We start from the raw sequence: 15,164 nt of genomic DNA on the forward strand, positions 1-15,164 counted from the left end.
ACAATGAAACAAACAATAAGCAATCCGGCATTTGATATGAAACAAATTAACGCTCTTAACGGCCATTATCAGACGATGATAGACAATGGAGATCTGCAATGTGCGAGTTATATGATGTCAAGAGGAGGTGAGGTTTTTGCAGCTGAGTCGTTAGGGGAATTTACCGGCGGACAAAAAGAAAAGCAAACATTTCAGCTTGATACCATCAGAGAAATCGGTTCTTTGACAAAAGTGTTTACCGCTGTAGCAGTCATGCAGCTCGTCGAAAAAGGTTTGCTCGATCTGAAAATGCCGGTCAAGCTCATTTTGCCAGCGTTTGATAAACCGGGTTTCGGAGAAATTAAAATTTTGCACCTTTTGACTCATACGGCGGGATTAAGTTTTGAGCTGGATATTCAAAAGGCTGAAGGCATTGACTTAACGAATGAGGAAGAATGGATAAACTATCTGGTCAGTACGCCTTTGGAGTACGGAGCGGATGAAGCATGGAACTATTCCAGAACCGGCTTTGTTATACTTGGCATCATTATTTCAAAAGTAACAGGCGTATCCTACGAACAGTATGTAACAAAGCATATTATTGAAGCGCTCGGATTAGAAAGAACGTATTTTTATGTGCCTGATACTTTAAAAGAAGAAGTTTGTGTGATCAATGAGCACGAGTGCGTACAGCTGGAAAAAAGTCATCACCCGTATTTTCCGAATAAAGCGACAAGCGGTCTGTACTCTTCATTGCGAGATATTTGGAAGTTAGCTGAAATGTTTAGAAATAAAGGCAGATTGAAAGATAAGAAGCTGCTTGGAAGAAAAACAGTCGAGGCGATGCTGAGAAATCAAATAAAGCCCGGTCTTCCTTTTTACTTCTTCGGAGCGCCCAGAGAGGAAGGCGGCTTTGGTTTAGGCATTAATTTGTGGCCGGCCGGTGACCATTATTTCATGACAGAAGGAACCTTCTCACATCTTGGAATGGGGTGGTGCGGCATGTTTTCTGATCCAGCCGAAGATTTTACGTATGTATTTTTCACTCCGATTTCCGAGTTTCATCCTCATGCCGTGCTGACGCCGCTGAATATCGTGTGGGCGGGTATTGAATAATTGACAAAAGCGTCGTCCCGTCTGTTCGGCAGGCGGGACGATTGCTAACTGCCCGTTTTTATCCCGCGGCATCTTTTCAAAGCCTGACCCGAAGTTAAATAACTTAATTTACTCTTTGTAATTTTTTTTAATTATAGTACAGTAGAGCATTTTTATAATACAGTTTAAAGTCTTTTATAGTACAGTTTGGCGCAATATGATCTTATGTTTTATAAGCGGTTTCAAAATGAAGTTATAAATAATTGACGGCTTTGTTTAATTACTGTAAACTATGGTTGTTGATCATATTGTACTAATAAAAAATCTTTTTTTATTAGTACAGTTTAAACGTCATTATCTTTGCTTAAGCGCTATGTGAATTTCTGAATGATTAATTTTAGAATTGCAGAGCATGATAAGACTGTTTTTAATACGGATGGCTAAACGGTATCCTAACCCTGTTAAATCAAAAGAAGAGGTGGTTTAAAAAATGGCTGCAAAGACAAAAACTTCAATTGTTGATAGCAAAAAACAATTTGATGCTATTCATAAGCAGTTTGAAACGTTCCAAATTTTAAATGCTGAAGGAGAAGTCGTAAATAAAGACGCAATGCCTGATCTTTCAGATGATCAGTTAAAGGAATTAATGAGAAGAATGGTGTATATCCGCATTTTAGACCAGCGTTCAATTTCTCTTTCCCGTCAAGGACGTTTAGGTTTCTATGCACCGACAGCGGGCCAGGAAGCTTCACAAATTGCATCACACTTCGCGCTTGAACAGGACGACTTTATCCTTCCGGGTTATCGTGACGTTCCTCAGCTGATTTGGCACGGTCTTCCTTTACACCAGGCATTCCTGTTCTCAAGAGGCCATTTTAAAGGTAATCAGATGCCTGAGGGAGTAAATGCTTTATCACCTCAAATTATTATTGGTGCTCAAATTATCCAAACCGCAGGTGTAGCTTTAGGTCTTAAAAAGCGCGGTAAAAAAGCGGTAGCTATTACTTACACTGGTGACGGCGGAGCTTCTCAAGGTGACTTCTATGAAGGAATGAACTTTGCCGGAGCATTTAAAGCGCCAGCGATCTTCGTTGTTCAGAATAACCGCTATGCGATTTCAACTCCTGTAGAAAAGCAATCATCCGCACAGACAATTGCCCAAAAAGCAGTTGCCGTCGGTATTACAGGTGTTCAAGTAGACGGAATGGATGCACTAGCCGTTTATGCTGCAACCGCAGAAGCACGCCAGCGCGCAATTAACGGTGAAGGTCCGACTCTGATTGAAACTCTTACATTCCGTTACGGACCTCATACAATGTCCGGTGACGATCCGACTAAATATCGTACGAAAGAAATAGAAAATGAATGGGAGCAAAAAGACCCGCTCGTACGTTTCCGCAAGTTCTTGGAAAACAAAGGACTATGGTCTGAAGAAGAAGAGAACAAAGTGATTGAACAGGCCAAAGAAGAAATCAAACAAGCTATCAAAAAGGCTGACGGCGAATCAAAACCGAAAGTAACAGAGCTGATTGAGAATATGTTTGAAGAGCCGACGTTCAACTTGAAAGAACAACTTGAAATTTACAAAGCGAAGGAGTCGAAGTAAGCCATGGCGCAAATGACAATGATTCAAGCGATCACTGATGCGTTACGCACAGAACTGAAAAACAATGAAAACGTTCTGCTTTTCGGGGAAGATGTAGGCGTTGCCGGAGGCGTATTCCGTGCAACTGAAGGCCTTCAAAAAGAATTCGGTGAGGACCGCGTATTTGACACGCCGCTTGCTGAATCCGGTATCGGCGGTCTCGCTCTCGGTTTAGGCCTGCAAGATTACCGTCCTGTTATGGAAATCCAATTCTTCGGATTCGTATATGAAGTAATGGATTCAATTTCAGGACAAATGGCTCGTCTCCGCTACCGTTCCGGCGGACGCTGGACTTCTCCGGTGACAATCCGTTCTCCATTCGGCGGAGGGGTTCATACACCTGAACTTCACGCTGACAGTTTGGAAGGCCTTATCGCTCAGCAGCCGGGTATTAAAGTTGTTATCCCATCCACTCCTTACGATGCAAAAGGACTGTTGATTGCCTCTATCAGAGACAATGATCCGGTTGTTTTCTTAGAGCATATGAAACTTTACCGTTCTTTCCGTCAGGAAGTTCCTGAGGAGGAATACACAATCGAGCTAGGCAAAGCTGATGTGAAACGCGAAGGTACTGACCTTTCTATCATCACATACGGCGCGATGGTTCATGAGTCGCTTAAGGCTGCTGAAGAGCTTGAAAAAGAAGGCGTTTCTGCTGAAGTTATCGACCTTCGCACTGTAAGTCCGCTTGATATTGATACGATTATTGCTTCTGTTGAAAAAACAGGCCGCGCAATTGTCGTGCAAGAAGCTCAAAAACAAGCCGGCATCGCTGCCAACGTTGTAGCTGAAATCAATGACCGCGCGATTCTGAGCCTGGAAGCTCCGGTTCTGCGTGTTGCGGCGCCTGATACAGTATTTCCTTTCTCGCTTGCTGAGAGCGTATGGCTTCCAAACCATAAAGACGTTCTTGAAACTGCGAAAAAAGTTCTTGAATTTTAATCAGGCATCATAAAAGACGGTAAAGAGAGTCCTTTTCTCTTATATGAAGGAGTCTGTTTACTAGGTTCAATGCTTGCGAATGCATAACTAAAATTTGCTTAATCAACTAGGAGGTCGAAAACTGTGGCATTTGAATTTAAACTTCCGGATATCGGGGAAGGTATCCACGAAGGCGAAATCGTAAAATGGTTTGTTAAGCCGAACGACGAGGTAGAAGAAGACGATGTTCTGGCTGAAGTGCAAAATGATAAAGCAGTGGTAGAAATTCCTTCACCTGTTAAAGGAAAAGTATTAGAATTAAAAGTTGAAGAGGGAACAGTTGCAACTGTTGGACAAACGATTATTACGTTTGACGCACCTGGTTACGAAGATCTTCAATTTAAAGGAAGCCATGATTCAGGAGATGCGAAAACTGAAGCTCAAGTTCAGTCGTCTGCTGAAGCAGGGCAGGATATCTCTAAAGAAGAGACTCCTAAAGAGCCTGCAAAAGAAACCGGCGCAGGACAGCAGGACCAAGTGGAAGCTGATCCGAACAAACGCGTGATCGCGATGCCTTCCGTACGCAAATATGCCCGTGAAAAAGGCGTGGATATCCGTAAAGTAACAGGTTCAGGCAATAACGGACGTGTTGTAAAAGAAGATATCGACAGCTTTGCAAATGGAGGAGCGGCTCAAGAAGCGGCACCGCAAGAAACAGCTGCACCTCAGGAAACAGCTAAACCTGCAGCGGCTCAGGCTCCTGAAGGCGAATTCCCTGAAACACGCGAAAAAATGAGCGGTATCCGTAAAGCGATCGCGAAAGCAATGGTGAACTCTAAGCATACTGCACCGCACGTAACTCTTATGGATGAAGTTGACGTAACAAATCTTGTTGCTCACCGCAAACAGTTCAAACAAGTTGCTGCTGATCAAGGCATCAAGCTGACTTATCTGCCTTACGTCGTCAAAGCATTAACATCCGCTTTGAAAAAATTCCCTGTTTTAAACACATCTATTGATGATAAAACAGATGAAGTGATCCAAAAACATTACTTCAACATCGGAATTGCAGCGGATACCGAAAAAGGCCTGCTTGTGCCGGTAGTGAAAAATGCCGACCGTAAAGCCGTTTTCGAAATCTCTGATGAAATCAACAGCCTTGCTACAAAAGCGCGTGAAGGCAAGCTTGCACCTGCGGAAATGAAAGGCGCTTCTTGCACGATCACAAATATCGGTTCTGCCGGAGGCCAATGGTTCACACCGGTTATCAACCATCCAGAGGTTGCGATTCTCGGTATCGGCCGTATTGCTGAAAAAGCGATTGTCCGTGACGGTGAAATTGTAGCTGCTCCTGTCTTAGCTCTTTCTCTCAGCTTTGACCACCGTATGATTGACGGAGCAACTGCACAAAATGCGTTAAACCACATCAAGCGTTTACTGAACGATCCACAACTTATTTTAATGGAGGCGTAATGTTATGGTAGTAGGAGATTTCCCTATTGAAACAGATACTCTTGTGATTGGTGCGGGACCCGGCGGCTATGTAGCTGCCATCCGCGCTGCTCAGCTTGGACAAAAAGTAACAGTCGTTGAAAAAGCAACTCTTGGAGGCGTTTGTCTGAACGTCGGCTGTATTCCTTCAAAAGCGCTCATTAATGCAGGCCATCGTTACGAGAATGCAAAACATTCAGATGACATGGGAATCACTGCTGAGAACGTAACGGTTGACTTTACAAAAGTCCAAGAATGGAAAGCTTCTGTTGTAAATAAGCTTACCGGCGGTGTTGCAGGTCTTTTAAAAGGAAATAAAGTGGATGTTATAAAAGGGGAAGCTTATTTCGTAGACAGCAACTCTGTCCGCGTAATGGATGAGAACTCTGCGCAAACATACACATTTAAAAACGCAATCATTGCTACCGGTTCTCGCCCTATCGAATTGCCAAACTTCAAATATAGCGAACGCGTTCTGAACTCTACAGGCGCACTTGCGCTTAAAGAAATTCCGAAAAAGCTCGTTGTTATCGGCGGCGGATATATCGGTACTGAGCTTGGAACAGCGTATGCGAACTTCGGAACTGAATTGGTTATTTTAGAAGGCGGAGATGAAATTCTTCCTGGCTTCGAAAAACAAATGAGTTCTCTCGTTACCCGCAGACTGAAGAAAAAAGGCAACGTTGAAATCCATACAAGCGCCATGGCTAAAGGCGTTGAGGAAAGACCTGACGGCGTAACAGTTACATTCGAAGTAAAAGGCGAAGAAAAAACGGTTGATGCTGATTACGTATTAATCACTGTCGGACGCCGTCCGAACACTGATGAGCTCGGCCTTGAGCAAGTCGGTATCGAAATGACTGACCGCGGTGTCATTAAAACAGACAAGCAGTGCCGCACAAACGTACCGAACATTTACGCAATCGGTGACATCATTGACGGACCTCCGTTGGCTCACAAAGCGTCTTACGAAGGTAAAATCGCTGCCGAAGCTATTTCAGGAGAGCCGGCTGAAATCGATTACCTCGGTATTCCGGCGGTTGTATTCTCTGAGCCTGAACTGGCTTCTGTCGGTTACACTGAAGCACAGGCGAAAGAAGAAGGCATTGAAGTCGTTGCAGCTAAGTTCCCGTTTGCAGCAAACGGACGTGCGCTGTCTCTTAACGAAACTGACGGCTTCATGAAGCTGATCACTCGTAAAGAAGACGGTCTTGTAATCGGTGCGCAAATTGCCGGCGCAAGCGCTTCTGACATGATTTCTGAATTGAGCCTGGCGATCGAAGGCGGAATGACTGCTGAAGATATCGCAATGACAATTCACGCTCACCCGACATTGGGCGAAATCACTATGGAAGCTGCCGAAGTAGCAATCGGAAGCCCGATCCATATCGTGAAATAATAATGTAACAAAGAAACAGCCCCCGTTTGTAAAAGCGGGGGCTGTTTTTATTGTGCAAGCACATGCTGCATAGGTTTGATGATATCCTCTTTTTTCTTTACGGATCCCTCAATCTTCATGACCACATGCCGATGATTGATCACCATCAGCGCAGGGAACGTGTTGATTTCCTCTTCCCATCCCTTTCTGTTGTCATAAACCTTCATTTGATCGACATGATGGGGATATTTCTTTTCTAAATCAAGAATCGCATCGTAATAAGGCACTTCTTTATCTATATGATTTTCATCGGAAAAAAACAAGATTTGAGTGTGATGAATGCTGTCGATCCGGTTTTTTGTGAATGGACTGACAGTAGAAACCGAACAGCTTGACAGAACGAACAGCATCAAAAAAAAGGGAATCACCGTACGGTAGCGCATCTATCTTACTCCTCTGTTTTATATAATATATTGGTTCATCCATTTATAAGGACTATATCAAGTGTATCACGAGAGGTGAAAAACCTAAGGCTTGTTACTGAATTGTTATATAATTGAAACCGTTTTTAATGAAGAAATAATACGTGTGACAACTTGCGCAGCCGATGTGTAAAAAAGGCACATTGTTTTTCGTGAGAGCGCTGTTTTTTCGTTATACTGGGAGCAAAACCATATCAGGAGGGATTGTCATGTATAAAGCCGCTGCAGCCGTCATATGTATGTGCTTACTCGCCGGCTGCCAATCAAATGAAAAGATGCAAACAAACAAACCCCATTCTCAAGCCGCGGCCAATCATGCCAAACGGGAAAACCACCATACAAAAGAGGAAAAACAGAAAAAACAGAAGGCGGAGCCCCGTTACTATATCAATCCGAAAAGCTTTTCTGTGGAAAAAATGGATGAACAGAAAGAGAAAAAACCGATCGCATTGGTAACGATCGATGACGCGCCTGATCAGCATGCCGCTGAGATTGCGGACAAACTGCACGATCTCAATGCGTCAGCGATCTTTTTTGTAAACGGACATTTTTTGAAAAAAGATGAAAATAAGAAAGCGCTTAAGCATATTCATGAGTTAGGTTTTATGATCGGTAATCATACAATGACTCATCAAAACTTAAAAGATCTTTCCGAGCAAAAACAACGGGAAGAAATCATTGGCGTCAATAAAGCGGTTGAAAAGGTAATAGGAGAGAAACCCGCATTTTTCAGGGCGCCTTTCGGAAGCAATACGGACTACAGTGACAGACTTATAAAAAAAGAAGGTATGGTGAAAATGAACTGGACCTTCGGGTATGATTGGGATCAGAAATATCAATCCAAAAAAGCGCTTACCGATATCACACTGAACAGTCCTTATCTGCGGGACGGGGCCAACATATTGATGCATGACCGGAAATGGACGGCGGAAGCCATGCCGGACATTGTAAAAGGATTGCGTCATAAAGGATATACTGTGATTGACCCTCGAGCTATAAAAAGACCGTAAAAAATAAATGTGTTATACAATTTATCAGTTGACATATTAAATGTGACATAATAATATAATAACAACAAGTAAAAATTAAGCGTTTTCAAATTCTGAGAAATGGGGAATGACAGATGGGTACAATTGTTTGCCAAGACTGTAACGAAGCGATTCATTACTTTGAGGATGAGAAGGTCACGACGTTATACGGAACATGCTGCGGACAATGCCAGTGTCATCTTGAAGAAGAGTAAAAAGCGTAAAAAGGCCCGAAACGATTTCGTTTCGGGCTTCTTTATGTTTATTGGATGGCTTTTTGCTCTTTGATGACTCTGATCATTTCAAGCGTTGCATCTTCGGGACCCTGCACAGGAAGGCCGGCGTCCAAGTTTTTAAAAATGTAGCTGATATTTTCTTCAGTAATGATCTCACCCGGAATAAAGATCGGAATTCCCGGCGGGTACACCATGACAAACTCTGCGATGATCCGTCCTGCGGATTCTTTTAACGGAATGACTTCCGTATTTGCGTAAAACGCGTCTCTTGGCGTCATCGCTAGCAGAGGAATTTCAGGAAGCAGAACTTCGGTTTGCTGATGAGCATAGTCATTGTCGGAAGCCTGCTTTGAAATGTCTGTAAGCGCGCTTACAAGACGGTCGGCATCTCCCGCTCTGTCGCCGGGGGTGAAAATACATAAAATATTATACAAATCGGACAGCTCGACTTCGATATTATATGATTCGCGGAGCCATTTTTCAACGTCATGACCCGTCAGTCCGAGGTTTTTGACCGAAATGATTAATTTAGTCGGATCATAACTGAATGCAGCTTTAGACCCTGTGATTTCTTCGCCGACACAGCGGATGCCTTCAATTTGATTGAGGCGTTTCCGTGTCTGATCCGCCAGCAGAATCGTATCTTCAAGAAGGTCGCGGCCTTCTGTAGCGAGGCGTTTTCTTGCGACATCAAGTGAAGCGAGAAGCAAATAGGATGTTGACGTTGTCGTCAGCATGCTTAAAATCGACTGTACTCTTTCTTTGGAAACAAGACCTTCTCTCACATTTAAAATGGAGCTCTGCGTCAGGGAGCCTCCCAATTTGTGCACGCTTGTGGCTGCCATATCAGCGCCCGCCTGCATGGCGGACAGAGGAAGCTTATCATGAAAATGAATATGCACGCCGTGCGCTTCATCGACAAGCACAGGCACATCGAAAGAATGCGCGAGCTTTACAATGCTGCTCAAGTCAGCTGCCACACCGAAGTACGTCGGATTTATGACAAGCAGGCCTTTTGCGTCAGGGTGCTCCGTCAAAGCCCGCTCGGCGGACTCAAGCGTAATGCCGTGAGAAATTCCGAGCTCATCGTCAATTTCCGGGTGAATAAAAATCGGCACCGCTCCGGAAAATACAATGGCCGACATAATGGATTTATGAACGTTTCTAGGGATGATGATTTTATCTCCGGGTCCGCATACGGCCATGACCATCGTCATAATGGCGCCGCTCGTCCCTTGTACGGAAAAGAAGGTATGGTCTGCGCCGAATGCTCGAGCGGCCAGATCCTGGGCTTCTTTAATGATGCCCTTTGGCGCATGTAAATCATCCAGGGGTTCGATATTAATTAAATCTATGCTTAACGCGTTTTCTCCGATAAATTGTCTGAATTCCGGATCCATTCCCGCGCCTTTTTTATGGCCCGGAATGTGGAATTGGACAGGCTGTCTGTCCGCGTGCTTTTTCAGTCCGCTGTACAGGGGTGTTTCATGTTGCGGCAATTGTTTTCCCACCTTTATCATAATACCTACGGATTAGTTTGTATTACATTCAGTTTTATTACCCGTTTTTTAAACGTAAAACAAATGAATTATATTATGAACTTGAAAGAAAGTAAAGAACAATTTATGATCTATGGAAGATGCTTATTTTGAGCATGATTATAAAGGAGTGAAGACATTTGGAATATCAATATCCGATGAATGAGGACTGGACGACAGAGGAGGCCGTGGATGTCATTGCTTTTTTTCAGCAGGTGGAAAACGCCTATGAAAAAGGAGCTGACCGAGACAGACTTCTGAATGCGTACCGCCGCTTTAAAGAAATCGTTCCCGGGAAAGCGGAGGAAAAGAAAATCTGCAGCCAATTTGAAGCTGACAGCACCTATTCCCCGTATCGGACTGTGAAACAGGCGAAACAATCAGATCAAGCGATTATCAAAATGTAGACAAAGCGAGCCGGCAATCGGCCCGCTTTTTATGTTATGAGACTTTCTGAGTCAGTGTGTATAAAAAGGAAAGCTTCCTAAAAGCATCTTCAATGGTTTGCAGGAATTCATTGTTGTTCATGTTGATCACGTCTTCTTTTTGCAGCTGAATGCCGCACAAAAGCTCTGCTTTTTTCACTGTCTGCAGGCGTTCAAATAATGTTTTCAGCTGCTCCTGATCCATGTCGGACTGCTTGTACGCCCCTGGCTTCGTATGATCCGGCGACCATACAAAATGACCGGGAATCTGTTTTGTGATGTCCTCCTGCTTCGCTTCCAGCAATCTGCCGTATTCCTCTTTTATCGGAGATTCATAAATGATGGCAAACCATACAAACATATGGGTGTCCCATAAACCGATCTGAAAGTGAGGGAGTTTCTTATACCCGCGTTTGCTGTTGGCAAAGGCAACCCAGCTGTCAGCCGGCGGGTTGACAGATCTTCTCGCGTGCTTGGCGACATGCGGGAACATTTCATCGCCTGTCAATGCTGACAATGTCGGTGCGAAATGCTCTCCTAACAAGGTCAGCTTCGGACGGACTTGTTCTTTTAACACCTCCATGCGCGGATCTAAACCTTCTATTGTAAATGTATCGAAGTCTTCTTTTGTAAAACGCATCTGAGTCATCTTTTTCCTCCTTATCGTAAGTATTCATATTTTACCACAGCCGCCGCCGGCCGCAAAAACATTGAGAACGTTTGAGCCGAGAGGATTGGTGGTAAAAAACGAATAGGTAAACACACAATTTTAAGAATGTTGTTACAGCCGAATATAAGTTTCCATACGATATAAGAAGTATCATTAATAAATTGGAAAAATGGGATGCTTTTTTAACAAATGATCTCTGGAAGGGGCGAAAGACAATGAGGCAAGTGGTGAAGGAAGGATTCAGGGAGGAAAAAAATAACCGTGTAGCTGTCTGGAGACTAGAGGTTGATTATGAATTGGCAACCCTGTATGAGGCCATGCAAAAAGAGAATGAAGATCAAATCGATCTCAGCAAAAGAAAACTGGAACGTCTCAGAAAAGAATGGATTCGGCTTAACGGATAAAGAATAGTAAAAACGAACCGCAGGAAATGGTTCGTTTTTACGTGAGAAGGCATTTTTTTCATTTTCCTTGCTTTTTCATCGCCTTTATCAGTATGCTATAGAATAAGCTATACATAGAAAAGAGGTACACGGTATGACAAATTGGACGGAAATTGATGATATCGCAAAACAATGGGTAAAAGAAGCCGGAACGAGAATCAGACAATCCATGCAGGAAAGCTTGACGATTGAAACAAAATCAAATCCGAATGATTTAGTCACAAATATTGATAAAGAGACGGAACGCTTTTTCATTGACCGTATACAGGGAACTTTTCCCGGACACCGGATTCTCGGAGAAGAAGGGCAGGGAGATAAGCTCCGCTCCCTTGACGGAATCGTCTGGATCATTGATCCGATTGACGGAACGATGAATTTTGTCCATCAAAAGCGGCATTTCGCGATCTCCATCGGCATCTTTGAAGACGGAAAAGGCAAAATCGGCTTAATTTATGATGTGATGCAGGACGAGCTGTATCACGCATTCAGCGGAAAAGGGGCTTATCTGAACGACACGCCGCTTGCTCCTTTAAAAGAAGCTTCCATTGAAGAAGCCATTATTGCAATCAATGCCACATGGGTGACGGAAAACAGAAGGATTGACCCGAGTATTTTGGCGCCGCTCGTAAAACGGGTCAGAGGAACGCGTTCCTACGGTTCGGCGGCACTTGAGCTGGCCAGTGTTGCGGCCGGCCGCATTGACGCATACATTACGATGAGGCTCGCGCCGTGGGATTACGCTGCCGGCTGCGTGCTGCTGAACGAAGTCGGGGGCATTTACACGACCACAGACGGCGAACCGTTTACGTTTTTAGACAACCACAGCGTGCTTGCGGGCAATCCGGCAATACATAAAATTATCTTTGACGACTATTTACATGCTGACAGGTAGAGATTTTGAAGAAGAAGATCTCGGGTTTCTGGAGCAGCTGGCGGCTGCACACCCGGTGTGGAAAAACGAAGAGTTCGGAACAAAAAATGCGGCGGAGTTTATGCTTGCATACTCCATGTACAATGGAACGTGGCTCGTATGGGAGATTGACGGCGCTCCTGCCGCCGTCAGTTTTCATTTGGAATGGGCGCCTTCAAACGGAAAACCGTGGCTCGGAACCGTGGCCGTCGCTCCGGAGGCAAAAGAGAAAGGAATCGGACGCGCGGTCATTGAAAAGATTGCGGGCCGGCTGAGAGGGGAGCATAAAGCGATGTTTTCAGCCGTTCCCCTGGACAGGCAGGAATGGGTTTTGTTTTTAAGCCAATGCGGCTTTGAACAGCTTAAGCTTGAAAAAGACGATCGGGAAAAGACATATATGATCATGGTGAAGCCATTGTGAAATGTTTCAGATATAAAAAAGAGACCGGATTTCTCCGGTCTCTTTTCTTGTTTACAAGCCGACCGCATTCCAGGCCGCTTCTACGCTTGCAGCGTCTTGAGAGCCGTAAAGGTCCCGCGCTGATTGAATCAAAGCTGCTTTTGCATCTTTAAAGTTTGATGACGGAGTGAGATATACCGTTAGTGCGCGATAGTAAATCTGCTCCGCTTTTTTCACGCCGATTTTTGTAATCGTGTTGTAAGCGGCTTTGTTCGGAATTCCGCTGTTTGTATGCACGCCGCCGTAGTCGCCGGCATCAGTGTTCGGAAGGTTTTGATAATTTTTGTAATGGTCGGGCTGTCCGTATTTTGTCGGAGTGGATAAACTGCGGAGAGCCGGCTGGCTGACCGTAATATCTTCACCGATATCCCAGTCCTCAGTATCGTTGAAGTATCCGAATACATCAGAGAAGGATTCGTTTAAAGCGCCCGGCTGATTTTCATAGTTCAGGTTGGCTGTTTCCTGTGTAACACCGTGTGTCATTTCATGGGCCGTTACGTCCATTGAACCGGAAAGAGGCGAGAAGAATGAGCCGTCACCGTCACCGTAAATCATTTGGTCGCCGATCCAGGCCGCGTTATTGTATTTGCTGCCGTAATGAACAGAAGATACGATTTTGCCGCCTTTATTGTCGTAGCTGTTGCGTTTAAACGTCTGATAGAAATAATCGTACACTTTGCCGAGATTGTAATGCGCATCAACGGCAGCGCGCTGAGAAGAAGTTGTGAACTGGTTGGTAGTGCTTGATACGAGCGTGCCCGGCAGGTTATACTGTCGGTTTTGCAGATCGTACGTAATAATTTGCGTTCCGGTAGGTTTAGAAAGATCGCGCATTACATATTTGCCGCTTTCAGAAGAAATATTTAATGAGACCGTTTTTCCTTTAAGAGTCGTACCTGTTCCGGTTGCAGCGGCATGCTCCACTTTGTTTTGCTTTTTCAGGACTTTCCCTGTCTCCGCATCAACGGTTACTTCCCAGTTAGCTGGTTCCGGTTCGATGTAGCGGATGGTTACATCATAGGCGAGGCGGTATTTACCGTCTTTTGTGGCCGCTGCTTTCAGCTCGGCTTTGTTTTTGTTTGCAACGTTGCCGTTAGAGACGGCTTCAGGTGATTTGCCGATTGCTTTAAAAGCATGATCCAGCGCCTGATTTGCAGATAATTTTTTGCTGTTTGCCGTTTTGGCAGAAGCATCGTTGTTTAATTCACCGTTAATCGCATAGACATTGTTGGATTTATCGACGTGAATAATGACTTGCGAGTCTTTCACAGGCACACCGTTAACGACAGGCACATAACGGAAGTGCTTGTAGCCGAGATCATCGGTCGTGTGGTCAATCAGCTTCAGTCTCTCAGAAGGGTTGCCTTTGAAGACTTTGCCGTTTTGTTTCAAGTATTGCTTGATTGCTTTGTCACTGACTGAAGGCAACTCAGACTGCACCAAAGAATGCTTCGGCACAAAGTTCGTCAGGTTTTCTTTAAGCTGAGGATTCTCAGCGGCCTGAACACCCGGAAGACTGATAGTTAAACTCATAAAGGAAGCGGCGACAGCAACAGACAATTTCTTACCTAAACCCACAATAAATCCCCCTTTTTGAAAATAATGAAAACTTATATTGTTATAATAAACCAGCATTCTCTCATTCTGCAATATAAAACTAGACTCCGCTGATGAATTGATAGAATCGTCCCGGAAAGGCTTCCGGCGGCCAGCATCGGGGGATAAGCCGAGAGGCACGTGTTGAATCAGACATGAGTCGAATGATGCGATTTATTCTGAAAAAAATGACAAATGAAGTCGGGAAAAATGATAGGGGAAAAATGTTCCAATCTGTAAAACTTTTTTTATAGCCGTTTGTCTAAACAGGTGAGGCCTTAATAAACGAAAAGGATTGTTTCAGATGTCAGAGATTTTCAGTCATTTTATTCAGCATTTCGACAGGTATTTCAAGAGCTGTCTTACGAAGAGATTGCTGATGTTTTGGACTGGAGTCTTTCGAAGGTGAAGAGCACCCTGTACAGGGCGAGAATGCAGCTGAAACAGCACTTGGGGGAAAAAAGGAAGGACGGACAGATATGACTTGCTGTTTAGTGAGAGATTTACTCCCTTTATATATTGAAGGCGATTGTGAAACAGAAACGGAGCGGTTTATTTCACGCCATCTTGAATCATGCGGTAAGTGCGGGAGTTTATATCATATGATGAAGGAGCCGCTTGACCTCGGCAGCCCTGAGATGAAGGCGCCAGCCTGTTATGCAGAAGAAGAAAGGCGGTTTAAGGAACGGTATTACGGAAAGCTGCTGATACAAGCAGCCTGTTTGTTCGGCGCTGTATTTCTTATCATGCTGGTCCTTAAACTGCTTATTTAAAAAAACGCCCGGCTGAATGGGACTGCCCCCCGTTTTTGAGACAGGGGTCAAAACACCTTTTAAACAGCCAATTGCCGATAGTTTATCGGTGATT

General features: G+C 44.3%; 16 protein-coding genes and 1 pseudogene. 13 read left to right on the forward strand and 4 right to left on the reverse strand.

All coding sequences use genetic code 11. The features are described 5' to 3' along the window. Positions 1-3: 3 nt before the first annotated feature. From AC3WTF_RS12595 to lpdA, 5 genes are all read left to right on the forward strand, one after another. Positions 4-1,095 carry a serine hydrolase domain-containing protein gene (locus AC3WTF_RS12595; RefSeq protein WP_047935682.1) on the forward strand — a complete coding sequence of 364 codons (1,092 nt, stop codon included), beginning with the start codon at positions 4-6 and terminating at the stop codon, positions 1,093-1,095. A 469-nt stretch (positions 1,096-1,564) separates the two neighbouring features. Beyond that, the gene (pdhA, locus tag AC3WTF_RS12600; RefSeq protein WP_007611171.1) at positions 1,565-2,680 is read left to right on the forward strand and encodes a pyruvate dehydrogenase (acetyl-transferring) E1 component subunit alpha; all 1,116 of its coding nucleotides are present in this window, start codon (positions 1,565-1,567) and stop codon (positions 2,678-2,680) included. 3 nt (positions 2,681-2,683) lie between these two features. Next, positions 2,684-3,661 (forward strand): pyruvate dehydrogenase complex E1 component subunit beta, encoded by a 978-nt coding sequence (pdhB, locus tag AC3WTF_RS12605; RefSeq protein ID WP_003154528.1) that lies wholly within the window; start codon positions 2,684-2,686, stop codon positions 3,659-3,661. 123 nt (positions 3,662-3,784) lie between these two features. After that, entirely contained in the window at positions 3,785-5,113 is a 1,329-nt protein-coding gene (pdhC, locus tag AC3WTF_RS12610) for a pyruvate dehydrogenase complex dihydrolipoyllysine-residue acetyltransferase (protein WP_012117474.1), read from the forward strand. A 4-nt stretch (positions 5,114-5,117) separates the two neighbouring features. Then, the gene (lpdA, locus tag AC3WTF_RS12615; protein WP_007409663.1) at positions 5,118-6,530 is read left to right on the forward strand and encodes a dihydrolipoyl dehydrogenase; all 1,413 of its coding nucleotides are present in this window, start codon (positions 5,118-5,120) and stop codon (positions 6,528-6,530) included. Positions 6,531-6,577: 47 nt separating this feature from the next. On the opposite strand, the gene AC3WTF_RS12620 is transcribed toward lpdA, so the two are convergent. Continuing rightward, on the reverse strand, positions 6,578-6,952 hold the full coding sequence (locus AC3WTF_RS12620; protein WP_007409664.1) for a hypothetical protein: 375 nt from the start codon (positions 6,950-6,952) through the stop codon (positions 6,578-6,580). A 248-nt stretch (positions 6,953-7,200) separates the two neighbouring features. Here AC3WTF_RS12620 and AC3WTF_RS12625 point away from each other — a divergent pair, with 248 nt between their 5' ends. Both AC3WTF_RS12625 and AC3WTF_RS12630 read left to right on the forward strand, forming a co-directional pair. Further along, positions 7,201-8,001, forward strand: coding sequence for a polysaccharide deacetylase family protein (locus AC3WTF_RS12625; protein ID WP_007409665.1), 801 nt, complete (start codon positions 7,201-7,203; stop codon positions 7,999-8,001). Between the two features lie 113 nt (positions 8,002-8,114). After that, positions 8,115-8,234 carry a GapA-binding peptide SR1P gene (locus AC3WTF_RS12630; RefSeq protein ID WP_003154518.1) on the forward strand — a complete coding sequence of 40 codons (120 nt, stop codon included), beginning with the start codon at positions 8,115-8,117 and terminating at the stop codon, positions 8,232-8,234. Positions 8,235-8,281: 47 nt separating this feature from the next. Here the strand turns inward: AC3WTF_RS12630 and AC3WTF_RS12635 are convergent, their stop codons facing one another. Further along, a complete protein-coding gene (locus AC3WTF_RS12635; RefSeq protein ID WP_007409666.1) occupies positions 8,282-9,754 on the reverse strand; it encodes an aminotransferase class I/II-fold pyridoxal phosphate-dependent enzyme in 1,473 nt (490 codons plus the stop codon). A 179-nt stretch (positions 9,755-9,933) separates the two neighbouring features. On the opposite strand from AC3WTF_RS12635, the gene AC3WTF_RS12640 reads away from it, so the two are divergent. After that, a complete protein-coding gene (locus AC3WTF_RS12640) occupies positions 9,934-10,200 on the forward strand; it encodes a UPF0223 family protein (RefSeq protein ID WP_007409667.1) in 267 nt (88 codons plus the stop codon). 34 nt (positions 10,201-10,234) lie between these two features. On the opposite strand, the gene AC3WTF_RS12645 is transcribed toward AC3WTF_RS12640, so the two are convergent. Continuing rightward, the gene (locus AC3WTF_RS12645) at positions 10,235-10,867 is read right to left on the reverse strand and encodes a DUF1054 domain-containing protein (protein WP_007409668.1); all 633 of its coding nucleotides are present in this window, start codon (positions 10,865-10,867) and stop codon (positions 10,235-10,237) included. A gap of 236 nt (positions 10,868-11,103) precedes the next feature. On the opposite strand from AC3WTF_RS12645, the gene AC3WTF_RS12650 reads away from it, so the two are divergent. From AC3WTF_RS12650 to AC3WTF_RS12660, 3 genes are all read left to right on the forward strand, one after another. Continuing rightward, positions 11,104-11,292, forward strand: a complete 189-nt coding sequence (locus AC3WTF_RS12650; protein ID WP_003154513.1) for a YkzI domain-containing protein — start codon at positions 11,104-11,106, stop codon at positions 11,290-11,292. 133 nt (positions 11,293-11,425) lie between these two features. Further along, a complete protein-coding gene (gene suhB / locus AC3WTF_RS12655; RefSeq protein ID WP_007409670.1) occupies positions 11,426-12,223 on the forward strand; it encodes an inositol-1-monophosphatase in 798 nt (265 codons plus the stop codon). Then, positions 12,210-12,662 (forward strand): GNAT family N-acetyltransferase, encoded by a 453-nt coding sequence (locus AC3WTF_RS12660; RefSeq protein WP_007409671.1) that lies wholly within the window; start codon positions 12,210-12,212, stop codon positions 12,660-12,662. Before suhB ends, AC3WTF_RS12660 begins: the two co-directional genes overlap by 14 nt. Before the next feature lie 51 nt (positions 12,663-12,713). On the opposite strand, the gene AC3WTF_RS12665 is transcribed toward AC3WTF_RS12660, so the two are convergent. Beyond that, the gene (locus AC3WTF_RS12665) at positions 12,714-14,279 is read right to left on the reverse strand and encodes a M4 family metallopeptidase (RefSeq protein WP_007409672.1); all 1,566 of its coding nucleotides are present in this window, start codon (positions 14,277-14,279) and stop codon (positions 12,714-12,716) included. A 366-nt stretch (positions 14,280-14,645) separates the two neighbouring features. Between AC3WTF_RS12665 and AC3WTF_RS12670 the strand changes: the two are divergent. Then, a pseudogene (locus AC3WTF_RS12670) lies at positions 14,646-14,780 on the forward strand (RNA polymerase sigma factor); the annotation flags it as partial. After that, positions 14,777-15,070 (forward strand): anti-sigma factor family protein, encoded by a 294-nt coding sequence (locus AC3WTF_RS12675; protein WP_047936412.1) that lies wholly within the window; start codon positions 14,777-14,779, stop codon positions 15,068-15,070. The pseudogene AC3WTF_RS12670 and the gene AC3WTF_RS12675, both read left to right, overlap by 4 nt. Positions 15,071-15,164 lie beyond the last annotated feature (94 nt).

This window comes from Bacillus sp. EB106-06-01-XG163 (genome assembly GCF_058791615.1).